Origin of the sequence: Gottfriedia solisilvae (assembly GCF_002128405.1) — a bacterium.
Classification (GTDB): Bacteria; Bacillota; Bacilli; order Bacillales; family Bacillaceae_G; genus Gottfriedia; species Gottfriedia solisilvae.
On record NZ_NETJ01000001.1, the window covers coordinates 623622 to 643413 of the forward strand.

Genomic DNA, 19792 nt, shown 5'->3' on the forward strand with positions numbered 1-19792 from the left:
GGGGCAATCGGAAATTGGCTTTCGTCTCTTATCTACCAGAAAATTTCTTTTCTGTTGGAATTAGCACCGTGCCTTGCTGAGCATTTAAGCTCAGGCGTATATTTACGCCCCATTTCACAATGGTATTATGGTCGGTTGCTGGGCATCATCGGGCCAAATCCCTCCGCCTACTCGAAATAAGAGTTCGCATATTAAATTTTATAACCGTATTGTAGATGATTATTTTTTAGTTTGTCAAACGTTTTTTTTGAAACTTTTATAAATTCCATCTTTTCTGTCTTCAAAAATTGGGATGGTATTGCGGATTTCCTCTACTTTTCCTCGGTCGATTTCTCCATAAATAATTTCTTCTTCGGTAGAACCTTTCACTAAAACTTCACCCCAAGGATCAATCAGCACCGAGCCTCCACCAAATGTATTCGCTAAATCTTTCCCAACACGATTACATGCGACAACATAGCATTGGTTTTCTATTGCACGTGCTTTTAGTAAAGTTTCCCAATGCTCCATTCTTTGAATAGGCCATTCAGCAACAAAAAACAAAACTTTTGCGCCATTTACAGCATGAGTTTGAATCCATTCCGGAAAACGCAAATCATAACAAACAAAACCAGCTACCTCTAAGCCATCGATGGTAAATAAACCATTGTCAGTTCCAGACTGTAAATAGTGGTGCTCGTTCATCAACTGGAACAAATGGACTTTGTCATATTCTTTTACCACATCACCTTCATTGTTTATCACGATTAATGTATTTGTCACTCCATGTTCACGCTCAATTGGAAATGAACCACTTATGATTGTCACTTGATGACTTCGAGCAATCGTTTGAAGTTCAGAAATAATAGATTCCTGTTGACCTGTATGCTTCGTAATTTCTTCTAAACAATATCCGGTCGTCCACAGTTCTGGCAACACAATTACTGTTGCATGTTGATTAATTGCCTCAATGATTTTGCCTTTCATCTTCATGGAATTAGTAATAGAATCCCCTAAAACAACGTCTGATTGTATACATGCAATCTTAATCAATTTATATTCACCCTATTCTAAATTTTATAGACATTTTTAAAATGAGCATATATGATGGTGAAAGTTATTGCAATATTCATTGTTTGAAATTTAAGGCTTGTATTCATACAAATCAATGAACTATATTTTTGGAGTGATGAACTTGAAACCTAGTAAATTATTAGAAAATCTACCAAAGCAATTCTTTGCTTCTCTCGTTATGAAGGTAAATGAGTCTATTAAAAATGGTCATGATGTTATTAATCTTGGTCAAGGTAATCCGGACCAACCAACGCCAAAACATATTATAAAAGCTCTACAAAACTCAGTAGAAAATCCTATTACTCATAAATACTCTCCATTTCGAGGAATTAGCAGTTTAAAACAAGCAATCGTCGATTTTTATAAACGCGAGTATGATGTTGATCTAGATCCTGAAGAAGAAGTAGCCATTTTATTTGGTGGAAAAGCAGGTTTAGTTGAACTGCCATTATGTTTATGTGATGAAGGCGATACAATTTTAGTTCCAGATCCAGGATATCCTGACTATTTATCAGGAATTGCCCTTTCAAAAACAGTACCATATACTTTACCGTTGATTGAGGAAAATCATTTCTTACCAGACTATCAAAAGATTCCTCAAGAAGTTTTAGACGCTAGTAAAATATTATTTATTAATTATCCTAATAACCCTACTGGTGCAGTTGCTACATCAGAATTTTTTGAAGAAACGGTTCAATTGGCAAAAAATAATCAAATAACAGTATGCCATGATTTCGCTTATGGAGCATTTGGATTTGATGGTAAAAAGCCAATCAGTTTCCTTCAAACTCCTGGTTCAAAAGATTGTGGTATTGAAATTTACACACTATCTAAAACTTATAATATGGCAGGTTGGCGAGTTGGTTTTGCCGTTGGAAATAAAGAAGTGGTTTCAGCGATTAATTTATTACAAGACCATCTTTATGTTAGTTTATTTCCTGCAATTCAAGAAGCAGCCGCTGCTGCATTAACTGAATCACAGGATAGTGTTAAAGAATTATTATCCCTTTACGAAGAAAGAAGAAATATTTTCATTAAGGGTTGCCGAGAAATCGGATGGAATGTAACTGCCCCTGCTGGTTCATTTTTCGCTTGGCTTAAAGTACCAAATGGATTTACATCATCCGAATTTGCAGATCTGTTACTAGAAAAGGCTCATATTGCTGTTGCGCCTGGTAATGGTTTCGGTGAATTTGGAGAAGGCTATGTTAGAGTTGGTCTGTTGACTGACACTAGCAGATTAGAAGAAGCCATTTCACGTTTAAAAAATCTTGAGATATTTTTAAACATTTAATGTTTGACAATTCCAATTGTTCGTGAAATAATGCGATTATGTTAAAAATTCAAAATTAAATATTTACTTTATTCAGAGTAGGTGGAGGGACCGAGCCCGATGAAACCCGGCAACCGGCTATATTGCATAGCACGGTGCTAATTCTCGCAGCATTTTGCTGACAGATAAGGTGTAGGTATACCTCTCCTTGTGAGAGGTTTTTTGTTTTTATTCACTAATTACCCGAGGAGGTCTTGAAATGAGTGGTGTAATAGCAACGTACCAGGTTTATGACAAAAATCATCATTTAGAAAAAAAAGCAGAGTCCATTGCACTTGGATTGACAGTTGGTTCTTGGACATCTTTGCCTCAAAATGATCAAATTCAATTACAAAAACATAAAGGTAAGGTACTTTCAATTCGTGAAGTCGAATGTGAGGACAATATTGCCGAATACTTTGGTCATAGACCAACAAAAGGCTTTATAGAAATCTATTATCCTAGTTTAAATTTTTCATTGGATATTCCAGCAATCTTAACAACTGTTTTTGGAAAATTATCACTTGATGGTGAAATTAAATTAGTAGACTTGAATTTTACTGATGATATTTTAAAGCAATTCCCAGGACCAAAATTTGGGATCAGTGGCATCAGAGAAAAAATTGATGTGTATGATCGTCCGTTATTGATGAGTATTTTCAAATCAGTGATTGGTAGAGATATTCAATACATTTCAGAGGAATTAAAAAAACAAGCCCTAGGCGGAGTTGACCTAATAAAAGACGACGAAATTCTATTTGATACAGTGACTTCATTAACAGAACGAGTTACGCAAGGGAAAAAAGTCTTACAGCAAGTGTATGAAAAAACTGGTCATAAAACCTTATATGCGGTGAATTTAACTGGTCGTACATACGAATTAAAAGAAAAAGCAAAACAAGCTGCAGAAGCTGGTGCTGATGTATTTTTATTAAATGTTTTCTCTTATGGAATTGATGTCCTTCAAAGTTTAGCTGAGGATCCATCAATTCAAGTACCGATCATGGCACATCCTGCTGTATCGGGAGCGTTTAGTGCTTCCCCTATTTACGGGATTGATACAGGTTTATTATTAGGGAAATTATTACGTGTTGCTGGAGCAGACTTTAGCTTATTCCCTTCCCCTTACGGGTCTGTTGCTTTACAAAAAGAAACTGCATTAAAAATTGCAGAAAATCTTACGGTACAAAATGGATTAAAAGAAACATTCCCGGTTCCATCTGCTGGTATTCATCCAGGTTTAGTTCCAAGTTTAATTCAAGATTTCGGAATTGACCAAGTTATTAATGCCGGCGGTGGAATTCATGGGCATCCAGATGGTCCGATTGGCGGAGGAAATGCATTTAGAGAAGCTATTACCGCAACACTTTCTGGAATTAAATTAAATGAATATGCACTTCCAGATACATCACTTCAAAAGGCTTTGCAACTATGGGGGTAAAAGAATGGCAATAAAAATTTTTTGTGACTTTGATGGAACGATCACTGAAGGCGATAACATCGTAACTTTAATTAAGCAATTCGCTTCACCATCAGCAAAAGTCTTAACATCAGATGTTTTAAGCGGAAAAATTTCGATTCGTGAAGGTGTAGAAAAAATGTTTTCCACAATCCCTTCATCAAAAAAAGAAGAAATGACTAAGTTTGTCACAGAAAGTACGAAAATCAGAGACGGTTTTCAAGATTTCATCCAATTTGTGAAACAAAGCGATTATGATTTAAAAGTTGTAAGTGGGGGTCTAGACTTTTTTGTACATCCCATTTTAGCTGACTACCTCCCCTCTTCGGATGTGTTATGTAATCGAACTGATTTTTCGAGCGAAAACGTGATCATACATTGGGATCATTCTTGTGATGAACATTGTTCAAATGATTGTGGTATGTGTAAGCCTTCTGTTATGAGAAAGTTTAGCAGTTCAGATGATTTCATTATAGTAATTGGTGATTCCATTACCGATTTACAAATTGCTAAAGAGGCTAACTTAATTTTTGCAAGAGACTTCTTAATAGAAAAATGTGAGGAATTAAGTCTACCTTATATTCCGTTTACAAATTTTCATGATATTCAAACAGCGTTAAACAAGGAGGTTTTAGTTTGAAGGAATTTTTCAAACGTTACGATGAAATTCGTGACATAAAACAAACTCTTGCAAAAAGAGATTGGTTTTTAGGTACGAGTGGTAATTTATCAATCAAGGTTAATGATGCCCCTTTAAATTTCTTAGTCACTACAAGTGGTAAAGATAAAACAAAACATACGTATGATGACTTTTTACTTTTAAACGAATTTGATCAATCCATTTGGGATGAAACGAAAAAACCATCTGCCGAAAGCATCTTGCATCGATTAATTTATTTGCACACTAATGCGACTTGTGTTTTACATGTTCATACAATCGCAAACAATCTGATCACAAAGAATTTTCCTGTTCAAAAAGAATTATCATTTTCAGGAATTGAAATTATCAAGGCTTTAGGCTTATGGGAGGAAGATGCAGAAATAACGATTCCGATTATCAAGAACCATGCTCATATCCCTACTTTAGCAGAGGAATTTCTACCTCATATTAAAAAGGATCATGGAGCTGTTCTCATCCATAATCATGGAATTACAGTTTGGGGTACATCAGCTTTTGAGGCAAAAAAACACTTAGAGGCTTATGAATTTTTATTTCAATATGCTTTACAAGGAAGTTTAAATAATCTTTTCATAAAAAATTGAACCTTATGGAGGAATGAACAATGGCAACTATTTGGGTAGAAAAAAAGGATTTTCACATTACGAATGATGTTGAGGTTACGTCTTATTTAGAAGAGCAAGGTGTTATTTATGAAAACTGGAATATTGAACAATTAGATCCATCTTTAAGAGAAAAATTCATTCTTTCTGATGAAGAAAAATCTTCAATTCTTGCAACATTTAAAACTGAAATAGATAGTATTTCAACTCGCCGCGGCTATTTAGCAAGTGATATCATTTCTCTTTCTGATGCAACTCCAAACTTGGATGAGTTGTTAAAGAATTTCAATCGTGAGCATCACCATACTGACGATGAAGTGCGCTTTATTGTAAGTGGTCACGGTACTTTTATCATTGAAGGTAACGAAGGTTTCTTCCATGTTAACTTAAACCCTGGTGACTTAATTTCAGTACCACCAAATGTACGCCACTACTTCACGCTAGCTGAAGATCGCAAAGTTGTTGCAGTTAGATTATTCGTTACAACTGAAGGCTGGGTACCAATTTATGAAGAGCAAGTAACACAAGGCTAATAAAAAAATATGTATGATAAAATTTAGGAATAGGTTTAAGGTCGAAATGATCTTGAACTTATTCCCTTTTTTATATTCTCCCCTATCTTTACGACCTCTTTTAAAAAGCACTTCCTTTTCTCCATTCACATGCCCTCTTTGTATTTTTTCAATCTTTTTGAAGAAAATAAGCTTACTCCTATATCTTTCAGGACAATTTGTATTATTGAGGTGATTCTCCCTGAGTAAAAAACTTTCGTTACTTGGTTTAATTTTAATGGTGTTTACTTCTGTATATGGATTTGCAAATATTCCAACCGCATTTTATTTGATGGGATATAGCGCAATTCCATGGTATTTAATTTCTGCAATTACATTCTTTATCCCCTTCGCTTTTATGATGGCAGAATTTGGTGCTGCATATAAAAAATCTGAAGGTGGGATTTATACGTGGATGTCAGATTCGGTCGGTCCTAGATTTGCATTTATCGGGACATTTATGTGGTTTTCCTCGTACGTCATTTGGATGGTTAGCGTCGCTTCAAAGGTGTGGATTCCATTGTCCACGTTTATTTTTGGGGCAGATCGGACACAAAATTTATCAATTCTTGGTCTTTCATCGACTCAGTCTATCGGTCTATTAGCTTTACTATGGATGTTTGTCGTTACATTTTTCGCATCAAAAGGAATCGAAAAAATTAGTAAAGTGACATCAATTGGTGGAGTCGCCGTTACCTCATTAAATTTAGTGTTATTGATTTCAAGTATTATCATTTTTATATTAAATGGCGGAAAATTAGCGCAACCAATCAATGACTTTTCAGCTTTCACAAATTCTCCAAATCCTAATTATCTTTCGACGTTAGCTGTTTTATCATTTGTTGTTTTTGCTATTTTTGCTTATGGAGGGTTAGAAGCAATCGGTGGATTAGTAGATCAAACAGAAAATGCTGAACGTAACTTCCCAAAAGGAATTACAATTTCGGCTATTATTATTTCCATCGGTTATTCCCTTGGTATTTTCCTATGTGGAATTTTTATTAACTGGACAAGCGCATTAAGTGCAGAAACGACAAATTTAGGGAATATAACATATGTGTTAATGTATAATTTAGGCTTAGAATTCGGAAATGCTTTTAATCTCTCAGCTGGAACAGCAGATTTAGTTGGAACTTGGTTTGCAAGAGTAACAGGATTATCAATGTTTTTTGCATATACAGGTGCGTTTTTCACACTTATTTATGCTCCATTGAAAACCATTATTAAAGGTACACCGAAGTATTTATGGCCTTCAAAATTATCAGAAACGAATCGAATTGGCATGCCAGTCAATGCAATGTGGGTACAATTTTCAATCGTCGCATTTATCATTCTTCTAACTTCATTTGGAGGAGAAGGAGCATCTTCATTTTTTAATAAATTAACATTAATGACAAATGTCTCAATGACTCTACCTTATATCTTTTTAGGCATAGCCTATCCAATGTTTAAGAAGAATGAACAGATTGAAAAACCATTTGAAATTTTCAAATCTTACTCTTCCGCTTTATTTGCAAGTATCCTTGTCATTTTAGTCGTTGGATTTGCAAACTTTTTTACAATCATCCAACCAATGATTGACGGAGATTACAACTCGACTATTTGGATGATTGCTGGACCAATTTTCTTTTCTATATTAGCTTTACTTATCTTAACTAGAAGTAGAAAAAAATCTCACGAACATAAAAATATAGCGTAGAAATTCCAAAAAAAAGACCACGTATTGTGGTCTCAGTTGTTGACAATGTACAAAAACCAAGTGATTCAGACTAATTGAAAACGCTTGTCTTTCTAGGCGCGAAGACTGATGTGGAGCGGAGTTACCTTAGACGGTAATGAGCACCGCAAGCAGACGAAGAAAGCGAGCGTTTGTCAATAGTCTGACAACTTTATATCTTCTTAACAAACTCAGATTTTAATTTCATCGCACCGAATCCTTCGATTTTGCAATCAATGTCATGGTCACCTTCTACTAAACGGATGCTTTTTACTTTTGTTCCGATTTTCACGACTAATGAAGTACCCTTTACTTTTAAATCCTTAATGACAGTTACTGAATCACCATCATTTAACACATTTCCATTCGAATCTTTCACAACTTTCACTTCATCATTTTCATTTGCTTGATCAAGTGTCCACTCATGGCCACATTCAGGACAAATTAATAAACTTCCATCTTCATATGTATATTGAGACTGGCATTTTGGGCAATTTGGTAATTCTAACATAGTTTCAAGTCCTCCGGTAATTAAATAAATAAAACGATTCTTTCGTTAATTAATCTTCTCTATACTGTCATAATCTATGAAAATTGACAAGTCTTTTTACAAATCAACTCTTTTATATTCTTTAAGGAAAAATTAAGAATTCGAATGTAAGATACCAAATATAAAGTATAACCCTTTGAAACAAACTTATGAAAGTATGCCCCCCATTTATTTTCATAAAAAAACAGCCCATTCTTCTAAAGAAAGGATGGGCTGTTTTTGTTTATTTCATCGTTAATAATTCTTTCTCGATTAAAGAATTAACAGCAGAACAAATCGCAATTTTAACATGCGCATAAGTTAAACCACCTTGTACATAGGCAATATAAGGAGGTCTAATTGGACCATCTGCAGTCAGTTCGATACTTGCACCTTGAATAAACGTACCTGCTGCCATAATAACATCATCCTCATATCCCGGCATATAGTTTGCTGTAGGTGTAAAGTGTGCATTGATTGGCGAAGCTGCTTGAATTGCTTGGCAGAATGCAATCATTTTATCTTTATCATCAAATTGTACAGATTGAATTAGATCTGTTCTTGTAGCATCCCATGATGGATTTGTATTCATTCCAAGTTTTTCTAAAAATGCCGCAGTAAATATTGCACCTTTTAATGCTTGACCAGTGATATGTGGAGCCATAAAGAAGCCATGATACATATCCTGTAATGCATATAATGATGCGCCGGCTTCTCTACCTATACCTGGAGAAGTTAAACGATAGCCACATTTTTCGACTAAGTCTTTTCTACCAACAATATAACCACCTGTTTTAGCTAATCCTCCACCAGGATTTTTGATTAGAGATCCTGCCATTAAATCCGATCCAACATGACATGGCTCTAATTTTTCTACAAATTCACCATAACAATTATCTACAAATACAATTACATTTGAATCGATTTCTTTTACAAATAAAATCATTTCCTTAATTTGTTCAATTGTAAAAGATGGACGAGTGCCATACCCTTTTGATCTTTGGATCCCAATTACCTTTGTTTTACTTGTCATTTTATTAGCTACTTTTTCGTAATTGATTCGACGATCATTAACTAAATCAATTGCTTCGTAACCAATCCCGAAATCCTTTAATGAACCATTTCCACTTTCACCACGAATTCCAACAATTTCTTCAAGTGTATCATAAGGTTTCCCCGTAATATAAAGTAATTCATCACCAGGTCTAAGCACACCAAAAAGCGCAGTAGAAATCGCATGTGTACCAGAAATGATTTGAGGTCTTACTAAACCAGCTTCTCCTCCTAAAACATCAGCGAAAATTTCTTCTAATGTGTCTCGACCGATATCGTCATATCCATAACCTGTTGTTGGGATAAAATGACTATCACTTACCTTATGCTTACGGAAACTTTGTAATACTCTAAATTGGTTATACTCAATAACCTCTTCTATTTCTTTATGACGTTCTGAAATCATTTTTTCTACATCTGCTACTAATGGTGCAAGTTTTTCCCCATGTGTTAAAAATTCTAGCATTCGATTATTGCTCCTTATAATTTCGATATCTTTTTACTGTGTCATATATTGAGTGTTCTTTAAACACGTAACCTGTTAACTGATAAATCTCATTTTCTTCATCAAACCTTATATCATCGATTAATGTAAGTTTTTTCATATCATGTATTAGCTTGCCTTCAGTTGCTGGAACAAAAGCCTCATAGTGCTCCATATATTGCTTGCAATCTGATTCAATTCTATGGCGAAGTTTTTCAAGATCATTTTCACTTAGTGCACTCATTTCGATGAAACCTTCTTCAGGAGAAGGAACGAAGCCCTCATGTACTTGATCGATTTTATTATAAACTGTGAGGATTGGAATATTTTTAACTTCTAAATCGTTTAATAATTTAGAAACTGTGATCTCATGACTTTTATAATTCTCATGTGACGCATCAACAACGTGTAAAATAAAATCTGCTTCTGTTGCTTCTTCTAAAGTAGAACGAAATGCTGCAATTAAAGAAGTCGGTAAATCTTGAATAAATCCTACTGTATCAGTAAGTAATGTTGTCATTCCGTTTGATAAAACAAATTTACGAGTTGTAGGATCTAATGTAGCAAATAATAAATCTTGTTCATAAACATCTGATTTCGTTAGTCGATTAAATAAAGTCGATTTACCTGCATTTGTATATCCGACTAATGAAATATGAAACATTTCATTTTTCTTACGACGTTCACGATATCTTTTTCTATGTTCCACAACAACTTTTAATTGTTGCTTGATATCATCGATTCGTTTTCGTATATGACGTCGATCCGATTCTAGTTTCGTTTCACCAGGACCTCTTGTTCCAATCCCACCACCAAGACGTGAAAGCTCTGTCCCTTGCCCAACTAATCTAGGCATTAAATATTGAAGCTGAGCTAATTCTACTTGAAGTTTACCTTCTTTTGTTTTAGCTCTTTGTGCAAAGATATCTAAAATAAGTTGTGTACGGTCGATTACTCTTGTACCTAATCTAGCTGAAAGATTTCGAATTTGAGAAGGCGTTAATTCATTATTAAAAATAACGACTTCAGGCTCTAGCTCTTCAATTGCCGCTTCTAGTTCTTCTACCTTACCAGTACCTATGTATAAAGCTGAATGATATTTAGTTCTCTTTTGAGAAGTTACAAGAACAACTTCTCCATTTGCAGTTTTCGTTAATGATGCTAATTCCTCCATCGAATAGTGGAATCTTTCGTCATCTACATTTTGAAGCTGACATCCAACTAATATGGCTCTTTCTCTCGATTCATTAGACACAAAATTCCTTCTTTCTGTAAACAATTGTCAAACTAATAATTGTTCTTTACTCTTAACTGTCTCTTTATTATAATGATATCTGGATTAATTTTCATCTATTTATTCTATCGGGGGAATTGCTTCTTGGAAACATGGGAACTTTTTAGTATTATTGGAACTATTTCCTTTGCCTTAAGTGGTGCAGTCGTTGCTATGGAAGAAGACTACGATTTATTCGGCGTTTATATATTGGGCTTTGCTACTGCCTTTGGAGGCGGTGCGCTTCGTAATTTATTAATAGGTTATCCAATTAACTTTTTATGGAACCAAACAACCAATTTTACGATAGCACTTATTGCTATGACAATCATATTTTTCTTTCCACATCTTTCAATTAAACCATTCAAAAAATTAGAAATACTTTTTGATTCAATTGGATTATCAGCTTTTGCTATTTTAGGTGCGAACTACGCTATGGAATTAAGCCTACCTGTTAGCGCAGTCATTGTTGCTGCAGTTTTAACAGGAATTGGTGGCGGAATCGTTCGAGATTTACTTGCAAAAAGAAAACCAATGGTATTACATTCAGAAGTATATGCATTTTGGGCAATTATTGTCGGTGTATTAATTGGAAATGAGTATATAACAGGTAATCTTCAACAATTATTATTATTTTTTGCAATATTTATATTGAGACTACTGTCAGTACATTATAAATGGAGTTTACCAAAACGATCTAACTTTCAAAATACTAGTGTAAACACAGACAGTCACCTTTAGAGGTGACTGTCTTTTTAATATGAGTTATTTCTAAAAAGCAAAATCTTTTAGATAATTGCCTCTTATATTAACTAAATACTTTCTTTTTTATCGCTAACCGTTAAATCTTTTTCTTCAATTCTCATTAAGATCTCACGATTAAATTCAGATTCTAAAACCAATCTTGTTGCTTGAGATCGTATGGATTTTTCAACTATATTTCGAACGAAACGACCATTACTAAAGTGCTGTCGGTTCTCAATTTTTGCTTTTGAAATAAAATCCCTTAAACGAAATTCTGCTTCTCGAGATAATATATATTCTCGATCAACAAACATCTTTTTAGAAATATCCATTAATTCTTTTACATTATAATCTTGGAATTCTAATATAAAAGGGAATCTTGATTTCAACCCTGGATTAAGACTTAAAAAATAGTCCATTTCAGAAGAATAACCGGCTAATATTAATACAAAGTCACCGTGTTTATCCTCCATATGCTTTACAAGCGTATCAATAGCTTCCTTACCAAAGTCCTTTTCTCCGCCTCGGCCTAACGAGTATGCTTCATCAATAAAAAGGATTCCACCATTTGCTTTTTTGACTAAATCACGTGTTTTTTGAGCAGTATGTCCTATATACTCTCCAACCAAATCCGCTCTTTCTGCCTCTATTAAATGCCCTTTTGAAAGAACGCCCATTTTAAGAAATAATTGACCAATGACTCTCGCAACAGTAGTTTTTCCTGTACCTGGATTTCCTTTGAACAGCATATGCAACACTTGTTTTTCAGCCTTTAAATTCAATTCTTCCCTTTTTTTATTAATAAAGATCCAAGCATATATTTCATGAATCATTGTTTTAATTTCTTCCATTCCAATTAAATGTCTTAGTTGTTCATCGATTTCAACCAATAATTCATGTTTAGGCTTTTGGACTGTTTCAACGATGGAATTTGGAGAAACCTCTCCTCTTTTCATTGTATTTAGCACAACATTTATTTGACCGTTATCCTTCAAACGAATAGGTTGCTCCAAACATGACACCTCTCTTTATTCTGCCGACAAAATCTGATTTTGTTTATGATAATTTCTCGAAATAACTCATAAAGTATCGTATTTTGCGCTTTCCCGAGAAATTTCCTATTTACGTTTTTACTATTATATGTATGAAAATTACGTTTCAAGACAATTTTTCTCTCAAACAATGAGATTTATTGGATAAGTTTTCTAAACTTTACTAAATGTTCCACATAATTTGTTATAATTAAGCAAAAAGAGAAGAGTTGATTCATTTGGCGTTGACAAAACAATTAAAGTTAAACAGTAAAGATGTCATCTTGCAATTTGCCTCTCACTTAAATAGTAAAGGTAGGAAAGAATCTACAATTAAACGCTATTGTTATGATTTAGAAGATTGTTTTCGATATTTTAGAAAAAAAGAGATAAGCCTTGATGCCCTTACAATTAGCAATTTTAATGAATACTTTCAATATTTGACAACTGATCGTAACTATAACGAAAAGACAATGCATCGGATCTATGTTGTATTAAATCAGTTTTATAAGTTCTTACAATTAAATGATCCATCCATTCAAAACATTATTCCCTTCACAAACTATTCTGCTGGACCATCTAGAGCCCTTTCAACGGACGATTTTATTTCCGACAGTGAAGAAAAACAATTACTTTCAATTCTCAAGTCATCAATAGATTTATCAGACAAACAGTTAAAAGCAAGACCTTATTTAATGGATCGAAATGATATTATGATTCGACTTATGCTCTATTACGGATTATCGTTAAAAGAATGTATCGACCTCCAAATGAGAGATATAAATTTTGCGCAAAATGAATTGACTGTACATAGTAAAGATGGCATAAAGAGGTTAATTCGTTTAGAAAAGGAAGATCGCATCCGCTTGTATGAATATTTTGTGACGATTCCAGAGCCAGTAAGACCTCATTACCATTCAACTCATCCACTTTTTGTGGCATTTGATTTTAACCGGATGACTTTTCACTGGGTATATGATGATGATTCCCCGAAAGCACTTACTGAAATTGCTTTTCAAAAAATGCTAAGACTTGAAGTGAAAAGAGCAGGTCTTAGGAAAGGATTATGTTCGCAGCACCTTCGTAATACGTTTATTCTCCGTAAAATGAAGGAAGGTCTGCAGTTAGAAGAACTAAAACAATTAGTTGGATTTAAAACGTCAGTATCATTAAAGCGATTCTTTCAATATTTAGAAGACGATAAATTAATAAACTAATAAAAAGAGTTATGAATATTAAATGGTTCTTTTCCCATCAGTATATTCATAGCTCTTTTTCAACATTAAAGTCTTTCTTTCATTAATTCTGCAATTTCTTTTGATTGGTATTTCTTTTCATTTTCTAAAGCAGAAATTACTTTTTCTCTACGATCAAATGAATGATTTTGACTTAATTTCTTCTTTCCAAGACATTCAGTTACTTCGATTTTCAAACATACAATGCCCGATAATAATTTTTCAACATATTCTTGGTGTTCTTCATATTGCCATTTTTCAGCAAAGTCTTTTTCGAAATAATCAGTAGTATGTAAGACGATTTCTCTCATTTTATTCACTTCATTAATAACACTAACTTTCCCATAAACATGAATCGCTGTGTAATTCCATGTAGACACTGTATTCTTTTCCTCATACCAAGATGCAGAAACGTATGCATGTGGTCCTTGAAAAATGACTAAGCATTCTTCACCTTCTAATGTCTTCCATTGAGGATTCGGTTTTGCTAAATGAGTAATCAAATATAATTTACCTAACTCTTCTTGAACGATAAATGGTAAATGTGTAGCAGCAATTCTATTTCCTTGATCTTGACTATTAGATAGTAAAATTCCAAATCCTGCTTGTTTTATTTCCTTAATCATTTGCTTCATATCTTCTTCTTTAAATTCTTTTGGAATATACACCCATTAACCCCCTGTCTTTTTTTAGTTTACATAATAATGTTATCAATCTACTTGTTCATAAATTAATAAAAATGTTGAGCGAGGCAATCAAAACTTTTTTTTGATTTTAAACGAAATCCTGGAATCAACAAATAAAAGCATTGACCATAGGATCAATGCTCTTTTTTGTACAATTTATATTACATTTCAATTTGTACGTTTTTTGAAGGTACAAACGTTGAAATTGCGTGTTTATATATTAATTGTTGTTTTCCTTCAACATCTAACAATACCGTGAAGTTATCAAAGCTTTTTACTTTCCCTTTAATTTGGAAACCATTTAGTAAAAATACTGTGACTGCTAGATTGTCTTTACGCAATTGGTTTAAGAACTGATCTTGAATATTGATTGATGTTTTCATGTCCTTTTCCTCCTCTTCTACCTCTACCTATATTTATTCGAGATAAAATAACCCTTTCCTTCAAGTAGAGCGAAAATTTCCTGTTTTTTTATATTAAAATTATGTTCATCCATATCAAACCAATGAATGTTCATTTTATTTCTAAACCATGTCATTTGTCTTTTTGCATATCTTCTAGAACTTTGTTTAATTAAATTAATGGCTTCATCCTCAGTTAGAATACCGTCAAAATAATCATAAAGCTCCTTATATCCAATTGCTTGAACAGATTGACAATTTTGAATACCCTTTTCATAAAGCATTTTTGCTTCATTCATTAAGCCAGCATCCATCATCATATCCACTCTTAAATTAATTCGACTGTAAAGTAATTCTCGGTCCATTGTTAAGCCAATCATTATAGCATCATATAAATATTCTGGTTCTTTGTTAAAAGCCGTATCCGAAAATTTTTGACCTGTTAATTTAAAAACTTCAATCGCTCGAATCACTCTTCTAACATTATTCATATGTATTTGTTTAGCACTTTCTGGGTCAACCTCTTTTAACTGATCATGCAATGCTCGATTTCCATATACCATTGCAAAACTTTCAAGTTGATTTCGAAGGTGCTCATCGCCTTCTTGCTCTGCAAATTCATAATCCGTTAGAACGCTTTGAATGTATAAACCAGTACCACCAACGATAATTGGTGTTTTCCCTCTTTTTGTAATTTCATCTATTTTTTCTCTTGCTAAAGTTTGAAAGTCTGCAACTGTAAAAGAAGCTTTTGGATCTAGAAAATCAATTAAATGATGTGGAATACCTTCCATTTCTGCTTCGGAAATTTTAGCAGCTCCTATATCCAATTCTTTATATACTTGTGTTGCATCTCCATTAATAATCTCACCATTAATAGCTTTTGCTAATTCAATACTTAATTTAGTTTTTCCTACAGCAGTAGGTCCTACGATGACTATTACTTTTTGCATATTTACCATTGTAATCACATATACGCCTTTCTATACAACCTATTGCATTATACCCTTGATCATTTTTTTAAATACATAACTTACTTTAGTTATACCATATTTATACAAAAACTCCAAATATTTGTGAAATATATCACATTATTTAAAATTACGTAATATTTGGAGCGTATACACAAATTAATGACATAACCTATCGACAATTTCATCATAGTTTCATTGATTGGTAATTTATAGAATGTTCAAAAATTAGTATAATATAAATAAACAAAATCATAATGTTAGAGGAGATTTACAATGGAAATCAAGAAAGCTAATCCTAATAATGTTTCGCCACCAATTGCTGCATATCATCATGTAACTGTAATACCAAAAGAAGCTGATTTAATTGTACTATCAGGACAAATCGGCAATGACAAAGATGGAATTTTACCTAAAGATATTGAAAATCAGTTTGCAAATGCATTAGAAAATATTAAAGCTATACTTGAAAGTGAAGATGTTGATGTAAAAAATATCTTTAAAATTAATTTTTGGTTGACTGAAACTATTGACCGTACATTTTATATTGAAAAATGGAATGAATTCCATAATGGAAATCCGCCTGCTACAACATTAGCCTACGTTACTGCGTTAGCTAATCCTGACATTAAAATTGAAATAGAAGCTTGGGCTGCACGTTAATGGAAAAAGAAGATCTTTCAGACTGTAATTGAATTTTTTTTACATAGAGATGTATTAGGGGGAAATTGAATGATTGTAAAAACTTTAAAAGGAGTTATGTATTTAATTCTTAGTTTTACATTACTATTCGTCGGTTTTTTAACATATGTAACTTTCACAGATTATAAGCCATCTGAAGTTATACCGCTTAATATCAAAAAAAATAAAGAACAGGTTTTAAAAAAAGGGGTACCATTTTCAATAACTACATTTAACATCGGATATGCAGGATTGGATAAAAATCAGGACTTTTTTATGGATGGCGGAACGATGTCTAGGTCTAGTAGTAAAAAGCAAACATCGAAAAATTTAAAGGCAATTACTTCATTTATTAAAAATGAAGCATCTGATATTAATTTAATTCAAGAGATTGATATGAACTCTTCTCGTAGCTATCATATTAACGAAGTAAACTACCTTACAAAGAAATTACCAGACTACAGTAATACATTTGCAGTAAATTATCAAGTTCCTTGGGTTCCTGTTCCAATATTGCGCCCTATGGGTTCAGCAAATAGTGGTTTATTAACTTTATCTAAGTTCAACATTAAAAATAGCCATCGGTATAAACTAGCAGGTCAAGAAAGTTGGCCTCGTCAGCAATTTGAATTAGATCGTGCTTTTATTGAAAGTAGAATGCCAGTAGAAAACGGAAAAGATCTGATTCTAATCCACCTTCACTTATCAGCGTATGATAAAGGTGGAAAAGTTCGTAAGCAACAATTGAAGTATTTATCTACTTACCTAGAGAAAGAAATAAAAAAAGGCAACTATTTTATTTTAGGTGGAGATTGGAATCACGAAATTCCAACAACAGACCCTACCATATTTGAATCAACAGAAAAATGGCCTGATTGGCTACAAATCTTCCCTTCTAGATTTAAACCAGAAGGCTTCCAATGGGTTACAGATAAAACGATTCCTACCTCTCTTTCAAATGACTTCCCTTTTAAAAAGGGACGAAATTTCCAAGCCATTATTGATGGATTCTTAGTTTCTCCTAATATTACAGTTAAAAATGTAAAAGGACATGACCTAGGATTTGAGAATAGTGACCATAACCCAGTAACTGCAGAGTTAGTATTAAAATAACTATAATAAAACATACAAAAAGCATAAAATGACCTAAGTTTGGTATTTTATGCTTTTTGTATGCAACAAAGGTTTAATTTTATTTAAGGATTTGTATGTTTACATCCGCTTATGATTATTCGATATGAAAATATTATTTTCCTATTTTAAATTTTAAATAAATAACCTCATTGAATTGGAATCTACTTTTAAACTAACTTTTAGTATGAAAAATATAAAAAATAGACCACTAGTGTGGTCATCTTTGCTGAATTAACGCATGCGTTATTTGCTTAAGATTAGTTAGACTTTTTTTCGAGATTTTCAATTAATTTGTCTAATTTATTATCTATATTTTGTAATAATTGTCTGTTTTTATCTTGATTACTAATTCTTCTTATTATTAGCAATCCTAATGCAGCTAATATACCAATTAAAATGATCCAAAAAACAATAGGGGCAAAAGCAAGCACAGGTTCGTAGGTCTCTTTTGTTTCTGTTATCGTGTTCGTAGCATCTCCTGATAAGAAATACATATTTTTCCTCCTAATAGTTTTTCTTGTTAATAGGATAATTCGCTAGAATCTTATTAAACTCCTTTGTTCAACTAAACTGCCCTTTACTTCAACTAAAAATTTTTGTGATTATTTTAATACTCAACCTTACAACCCTTAAATACTTTCGATATTTCACAACAGCACATAAGTTAATAAGCCGTGAATATATTGTTGGTATGTTGTTTAAATTTAATTAGGTTAGGAGTGATTAAGTAATTATGAAGCAACCGATGCGTGTCCTCATTTCCGGAGCGAGCATTGCTGGACCAGCACTTGCTTATTGGCTTCATCGCTTTGGTTTTGAGGTGACTATAGTAGAACGTGCTCCTTCACTCCGCCCAGGGGGATATGCTGTGGATATCCGTGGTGCTGCCATTTCTGTTCTTGAGCGAATGGGTATTCTTGATCAAGTTCGTACATTAGATACTCAAATGACTGGTGTCTACTTCGTGAATGATGTAGGTCAAATTAAAGGTCAAATAAGCGAAGCTAGTATAGGAAATCAGCATGGGATGGATATCGAAATTATGCGCGAGGATCTTGGTAACATCTTATACGAGTTGACCAAGGAAAACATTACATATATTTGGGGCGATTCAATTACTACTTTATATGAGTCTAAAACAGGTGTAGAAGTTCATTTTACAAATGGAAAACCACAGACATTCGATTTAATTATAGGTGCGGATGGGATTCATTCAAACGTGCGCACCTTGATCTTCGGCGATGAAGAACAGTTTAAGCGTACTCTTGGTTGTTATATCTCTATTTTTAATATTGAGAATTATCTTAACCTCGAGCACTGTCAAATGCTTTTTACGGTACCAGGTAAAACTGTTGGTATGTATAGTGCACATGATAAAAAAGAAGCGCAAGGCATATTAGTGTTCCAATCCGATTCGCTGAAGTACGACCGCTATAATCTAGAAGAACAAAAGAACCATATTAACAATGCTTTTGAAGAACTTAAGGGGTGGGAAACACCGTACTTGCTAGAAAAATTGAAAGAAGCTACAGAATTTTATTTTGATGAAATTTGTCAGATTCACATGCCGAAATGGTCAAAAGGTCGGATTACTTTGGTTGGTGATGCGGCTTATTGTCCCTCCCCCCTTTCGGGTCAAGGTACTAGCCTTGCGCTTGTCGGAGCTTATGTACTAGCAGGGGAGCTTAAAGCTGCTAATGGTGATTACACCATATCTTTTGATTCATATGAAAAAGAGATGAGAAATTTTGTTGAAAAAAACCAAAAAATCGGGCTAATAACTGCTGGAGGAATGATTGAAAAATCAAACTTCAAAATTGCAATGCGCAATATAATGTTACGTTTCCCCATATTTATGAACGGAATGTTTAAAATGATTACGAGAATGATAGCTAAAGCTGCCAACGAGATTGAGCTGAAAGATTATTAATCTAGTATGTATATAAAATTGTTTTTAAAAGAAGAGTTAAAACATATTGTTTGAGCTCTTCTTTTATTTACTTAGTAATTCAACGAAAGCATGCGTTAGTTGAAATAGAGATATTTTTTCTTTATGCTATTTTACCTTTAAAGCAAAGGCATAAGAAGCATCTCCGTTTGAAGTATGTTCTTTAATATATCCCTTTATTTGTAGGCGCATTAAAACGATTATATTTATTCTATGAAATGTTTCTTTATCCTCTATGTGTATATTGTA

The 19792-nt window shown here is 33.3% G+C and carries 20 protein-coding genes and 2 riboswitches; of the genes, 11 read left to right on the top strand and 9 right to left on the bottom strand.

The features are described from left to right. Positions 1-25 precede the first annotated feature (25 nt). A riboswitch (SAM riboswitch) is annotated at positions 26-183 on the bottom strand. Positions 184-234: 51 nt separating this feature from the next. Beyond that, entirely contained in the window at positions 235-1029 is a 795-nt protein-coding gene (locus tag CAB05_RS03095; protein ID WP_087998608.1) for a carbon-nitrogen family hydrolase, read from the bottom strand. 136 nt (positions 1030-1165) lie between these two features. Between CAB05_RS03095 and CAB05_RS03100 the strand changes: the two genes are divergently transcribed. From CAB05_RS03100 to yjeM, 6 genes are all read left to right on the top strand, one after another. Next, a complete protein-coding gene (locus CAB05_RS03100; RefSeq protein WP_087998609.1) occupies positions 1166-2347 on the top strand; it encodes a pyridoxal phosphate-dependent aminotransferase in 1182 nt (393 codons plus the stop codon). Positions 2348-2412: 65 nt separating this feature from the next. After that, positions 2413-2518: riboswitch (SAM riboswitch) on the top strand. 67 nt (positions 2519-2585) lie between these two features. Further along, the gene (gene mtnW / locus CAB05_RS03105) at positions 2586-3806 is read left to right on the top strand and encodes a 2,3-diketo-5-methylthiopentyl-1-phosphate enolase (protein WP_087998344.1); all 1221 of its coding nucleotides are present in this window, start codon (positions 2586-2588) and stop codon (positions 3804-3806) included. Positions 3807-3810: 4 nt separating this feature from the next. Then, positions 3811-4464, top strand: a complete 654-nt coding sequence (locus CAB05_RS03110; RefSeq protein ID WP_087998345.1) for a 2-hydroxy-3-keto-5-methylthiopentenyl-1-phosphate phosphatase — start codon at positions 3811-3813, stop codon at positions 4462-4464. After that, positions 4461-5087 carry a methylthioribulose 1-phosphate dehydratase gene (locus CAB05_RS03115; protein WP_087998346.1) on the top strand — a complete coding sequence of 209 codons (627 nt, stop codon included), beginning with the start codon at positions 4461-4463 and terminating at the stop codon, positions 5085-5087. Before CAB05_RS03110 ends, CAB05_RS03115 begins: the two co-directional genes overlap by 4 nt. A 20-nt stretch (positions 5088-5107) precedes the next feature. Further along, positions 5108-5638 carry an acireductone dioxygenase gene (mtnD, locus tag CAB05_RS03120; protein WP_087998347.1) on the top strand — a complete coding sequence of 177 codons (531 nt, stop codon included), beginning with the start codon at positions 5108-5110 and terminating at the stop codon, positions 5636-5638. Between the two features lie 220 nt (positions 5639-5858). Continuing rightward, positions 5859-7355, top strand: a complete 1497-nt coding sequence (gene yjeM / locus CAB05_RS03125; RefSeq protein WP_268876372.1) for a glutamate/gamma-aminobutyrate family transporter YjeM — start codon at positions 5859-5861, stop codon at positions 7353-7355. A 190-nt stretch (positions 7356-7545) separates the two neighbouring features. Here the strand turns inward: yjeM and CAB05_RS03130 are convergent, their stop codons facing one another. From CAB05_RS03130 to hflX, 3 genes are all read right to left on the bottom strand, one after another. Beyond that, positions 7546-7884, bottom strand: a complete 339-nt coding sequence (locus CAB05_RS03130; protein ID WP_087998349.1) for a zinc ribbon domain-containing protein YjdM — start codon at positions 7882-7884, stop codon at positions 7546-7548. Positions 7885-8146: 262 nt separating this feature from the next. After that, a complete protein-coding gene (locus tag CAB05_RS03135; protein WP_087998350.1) occupies positions 8147-9421 on the bottom strand; it encodes a methionine gamma-lyase family protein in 1275 nt (424 codons plus the stop codon). A 4-nt stretch (positions 9422-9425) separates the two neighbouring features. Further along, entirely contained in the window at positions 9426-10694 is a 1269-nt protein-coding gene (hflX, locus tag CAB05_RS03140) for a GTPase HflX (RefSeq protein ID WP_087998351.1), read from the bottom strand. A gap of 123 nt (positions 10695-10817) precedes the next feature. On the opposite strand from hflX, the gene CAB05_RS03145 reads away from it, so the two are divergent. Next, positions 10818-11453 carry a trimeric intracellular cation channel family protein gene (locus tag CAB05_RS03145; protein WP_235821351.1) on the top strand — a complete coding sequence of 212 codons (636 nt, stop codon included), beginning with the start codon at positions 10818-10820 and terminating at the stop codon, positions 11451-11453. Positions 11454-11524: 71 nt separating this feature from the next. On the opposite strand, the gene spoVK is transcribed toward CAB05_RS03145, so the two are convergent. After that, on the bottom strand, positions 11525-12469 hold the full coding sequence (gene spoVK / locus CAB05_RS03150) for a stage V sporulation protein K (RefSeq protein ID WP_087998353.1): 945 nt from the start codon (positions 12467-12469) through the stop codon (positions 11525-11527). 263 nt (positions 12470-12732) lie between these two features. Between spoVK and CAB05_RS03155 the strand changes: the two genes are divergently transcribed. Continuing rightward, the gene (locus CAB05_RS03155) at positions 12733-13704 is read left to right on the top strand and encodes a tyrosine-type recombinase/integrase (RefSeq protein WP_087998610.1); all 972 of its coding nucleotides are present in this window, start codon (positions 12733-12735) and stop codon (positions 13702-13704) included. Between the two features lie 65 nt (positions 13705-13769). Here the strand turns inward: CAB05_RS03155 and CAB05_RS03160 are convergent, their stop codons facing one another. The 3 genes from CAB05_RS03160 to miaA all read right to left on the bottom strand — a co-directional run bounded on the left by CAB05_RS03160 (position 13770) and on the right by miaA (position 15777). Continuing rightward, positions 13770-14390, bottom strand: a complete 621-nt coding sequence (locus CAB05_RS03160) for an FMN-binding negative transcriptional regulator (RefSeq protein WP_087998354.1) — start codon at positions 14388-14390, stop codon at positions 13770-13772. Between the two features lie 179 nt (positions 14391-14569). Next, a complete protein-coding gene (gene hfq / locus CAB05_RS03165) occupies positions 14570-14791 on the bottom strand; it encodes an RNA chaperone Hfq (protein ID WP_056470298.1) in 222 nt (73 codons plus the stop codon). Between the two features lie 23 nt (positions 14792-14814). Then, positions 14815-15777, bottom strand: a complete 963-nt coding sequence (miaA, locus tag CAB05_RS03170; RefSeq protein ID WP_371870397.1) for a tRNA (adenosine(37)-N6)-dimethylallyltransferase MiaA — start codon at positions 15775-15777, stop codon at positions 14815-14817. Between the two features lie 279 nt (positions 15778-16056). Between miaA and CAB05_RS03175 the strand changes: the two genes are divergently transcribed. After that, positions 16057-16443, top strand: coding sequence for a RidA family protein (locus CAB05_RS03175; RefSeq protein ID WP_087998356.1), 387 nt, complete (start codon positions 16057-16059; stop codon positions 16441-16443). Positions 16444-16512: 69 nt separating this feature from the next. Then, a complete protein-coding gene (locus CAB05_RS03180; RefSeq protein ID WP_087998357.1) occupies positions 16513-17574 on the top strand; it encodes an endonuclease/exonuclease/phosphatase family protein in 1062 nt (353 codons plus the stop codon). 278 nt (positions 17575-17852) lie between these two features. Here the strand turns inward: CAB05_RS03180 and CAB05_RS03185 are convergent, their stop codons facing one another. After that, complete coding sequence (locus CAB05_RS03185) at positions 17853-18089, bottom strand: DUF4083 family protein (protein WP_087998358.1); 237 nt, start codon at positions 18087-18089, stop codon at positions 17853-17855. 239 nt (positions 18090-18328) lie between these two features. Between CAB05_RS03185 and CAB05_RS03190 the strand changes: the two genes are divergently transcribed. Next, positions 18329-19525, top strand: coding sequence for an FAD-dependent monooxygenase (locus tag CAB05_RS03190; protein WP_087998359.1), 1197 nt, complete (start codon positions 18329-18331; stop codon positions 19523-19525). Positions 19526-19792 lie beyond the last annotated feature (267 nt).